Annotated in this window: 3 protein-coding genes and 1 pseudogene; 3 read left to right on the top strand and 1 reads right to left on the bottom strand. The window is 43.9% G+C overall.

Annotation, left to right across the window (positions count from 1 at the left end):
* Nucleotides 1-10 precede the first annotated feature (10 nt).
* The 3 genes and pseudogenes from BM122_RS21010 (at nucleotide 11) to BM122_RS20995 (ending at nucleotide 1780) form a co-directional block, all read left to right on the top strand.
* Nucleotides 11-717 (top strand): annotated as a pseudogene (locus tag BM122_RS21010) (transposase).
* Nucleotides 718-1007: 290 nt separating this feature from the next.
* Nucleotides 1008-1439 carry an IS200/IS605 family transposase gene (gene tnpA / locus BM122_RS21000; protein ID WP_074907597.1) on the top strand — a complete coding sequence of 144 codons (432 nt, stop codon included), beginning with the start codon at nucleotides 1008-1010 and terminating at the stop codon, nucleotides 1437-1439.
* Nucleotides 1440-1582: 143 nt separating this feature from the next.
* Nucleotides 1583-1780 (top strand): hypothetical protein, encoded by a 198-nt coding sequence (locus BM122_RS20995; RefSeq protein WP_074907595.1) that lies wholly within the window; start codon nucleotides 1583-1585, stop codon nucleotides 1778-1780.
* 224 nt (nucleotides 1781-2004) lie between these two features.
* On the opposite strand, the gene BM122_RS20990 is transcribed toward BM122_RS20995, so the two are convergent.
* A partial coding sequence (locus BM122_RS20990; protein ID WP_143083591.1) for an IS5 family transposase occupies nucleotides 2005-2410 on the bottom strand: 406 nt, incomplete at its 5' end.

The raw sequence follows: 2410 nt of genomic DNA, 5'->3' as shown, positions 1-2410 counted from the left end.
TGCATCGGTAATGTCATCGATTATCCTCCTGAAAACGTTTGAGGATAATAATGCAGTGAATTATGATGTTTTAGATGGGAGCGTTGGACGCATACAAACGGCTCAGACAAAGCTGGCCTGGTGTGAGCGGCATGATGTGGGCTACATCATGGGTATCGCCCAAAACAAGCGACTGAATGAGATTACTGCGCAATGGCAGCAAGCGGCAGAGAAGCCGTATGCCGCATCAGATGAGAAAATACGGTGGTTTAACGAATTTCAATACGCTGCAAAAAGCTGGAAGCGGCTGCGGCGCATCATCATTAAAATCGAACATACCGAAAAACGCAGCAATCCGCATTATGTGGTCACCCATCTGACTGGTAAACCGCAGTTCCTTTACGAGAGATTTTACTGTGCGTGCGGGGAAATGGAAAATCGCATCAAGGAACAACAGCTTAACCTGTTTGCAGATCGCACCAGTTGTCATCATTGGTGGTCAAATCAATTTCATCTGCTGCTGTCCTCGCTGGCTTACATCCTGCTGGAAACCATACGGCGCCTTGCTTTGCAAGGCACAGAACTGGCTCAAGCCTATTGAGCACACTACGCCTCAAACTAATCAAAATCGTTGCCGTCATCCTACGTAATACTCGCCGTATTCGCTTTTTACTTGCAAGCAGCGGTCCCTACCAGAAACTGTTCTTCCAAGTCGCAGCCAGACTGACTTCTGGGTAATTCATTTCTAGGATTATGCACTCTGCCGTTTACTGCATAAAATAGCTATGGGGTGGATGTGCTATGCCTATTAACCGAAGAAATTCTTATTTTTTTTTGCCATAACTCCACCAGAAAGCACAAAAAAGCATAATACTTAACAACAAATTTTGTCTAGAAATACGATCCATCTAAATTAAAAATGAATAAATAAGGTAATCCCCCGGCTATGCCGGGGGACTATTAAAGGTTTGACCGTGTAATACGGTCACCGTGATTCTTTTAGCTTGATCAAGAGCTAGGAGAATCAAATGAGAGATTATCAGAGTTTGGCCCATACGACATGGGACTGTAAGTACCATATCGTATTTATTCCGAAAAGAAGGAAGAAAGTGATATTCGGAATGATACGAAAACACTTGGGAAAAGTATTTCACGAATTAGCTGCGCAGAAAAACTGTCAGATAGTAGAAGGACACCTGATGCCTGACCATGTACACATGTGCATCAGTATTCCCCCGAAGTATTCGGTATCCTACGTAGTAGGGTATATCAAAGGGAAAAGTGCAATATCGATAGCGCGGAGATTTACGGGGAAATCAAGGAATTTCACAGGTGAAAATTTTTGGGCACGTGGTTATTTTGTATCCATGGTAGGATTAGATGAAGAGATGGTCAGAGAATATATCCAGCACCAAGAGAAAGAGGATGAGCACTATGATCAGCTCAAGCTTGGTATGTGATGCCACCTTTAGGTGGCTCCAATTCTTGCCCCTTTGAGGGGCTAACAGTAATAAGCCTCCGGCTTTGCCGGAGGTAATTTAACTACATTATTCGATACTTCTGTAAAAGTGAACAGTTCATCAAGCCTATCACTAGAAAAAAAATGAAGCTGCTACGTAAAGGCTTACTTGCCAAGCAAACCGATCCTAAACGAGGAGCGCCCAGAGCCTCACAAAGAGCTCCTGGATTGTCTCCGGCTTTTGTTCGTAATCCAGTGTTTGATAATATCGTCCATCATCCTATATCGCTGCCTCCATTACCCTATGGATTATTACCTTATTTTCCTCAGCTGATGCTTTAAATACTGTCGTAAATATTGTGTTGCAAAGATTGTGCGGCAGAACAGAGGGAGCGTTAAATAGGTTAAGTGGATTTTTGCAGTCGATAGCAAATAAGTTAGCAACGAAAACGGAAGTGCCTCAGCTCTTGAACTGCTGGCACTTCTACCAGGATTTTAGAAATCCCGGTTGATTTGATTACTGGATAGATAGTATATATTCAATTATGCTAGGGTCTGTTGACATTTCACATAGGTAGCCACAGATATCCACACGCTATGGCTACCATACTCTCGTAATTTTGCTTCAGTTTGTCGTATCGTGTTGCTATTGCCCGATACTGCTTTAGCCGGGCAATAGCATTCTCCACCCAATGCCGGTATTGATATAAACCCCCATCCATATCTGCATTACCCTTCAACGAGTTGCGCTTTCTCGGTATCACAGCCTGAGCTCCCTTCTTCGTTATCTGTTCCCGTAACCATTCGCTGTCATAGCCCTTGTCCGCAACTATTGTTTTTGCGTCAGGCAACCTGGCAATCAAATCAGGTGCGGCAGAACAGTCATTGACTTCTCCACCGGTGATTCCAAACTCAACTGGCAAGCCATAACCATCGACCGCTAAATGGATCTTTGTGGTATTGCCTGCACGG

Source organism: Nitrosomonas communis, from assembly GCF_900114745.1.
Taxonomy (GTDB): Bacteria; Pseudomonadota; Gammaproteobacteria; order Burkholderiales; family Nitrosomonadaceae; genus Nitrosomonas; species Nitrosomonas communis_A.
Note: the sequence above shows the minus strand (reverse complement) of the source record. Positions and strands in the feature narration are given on the sequence as shown.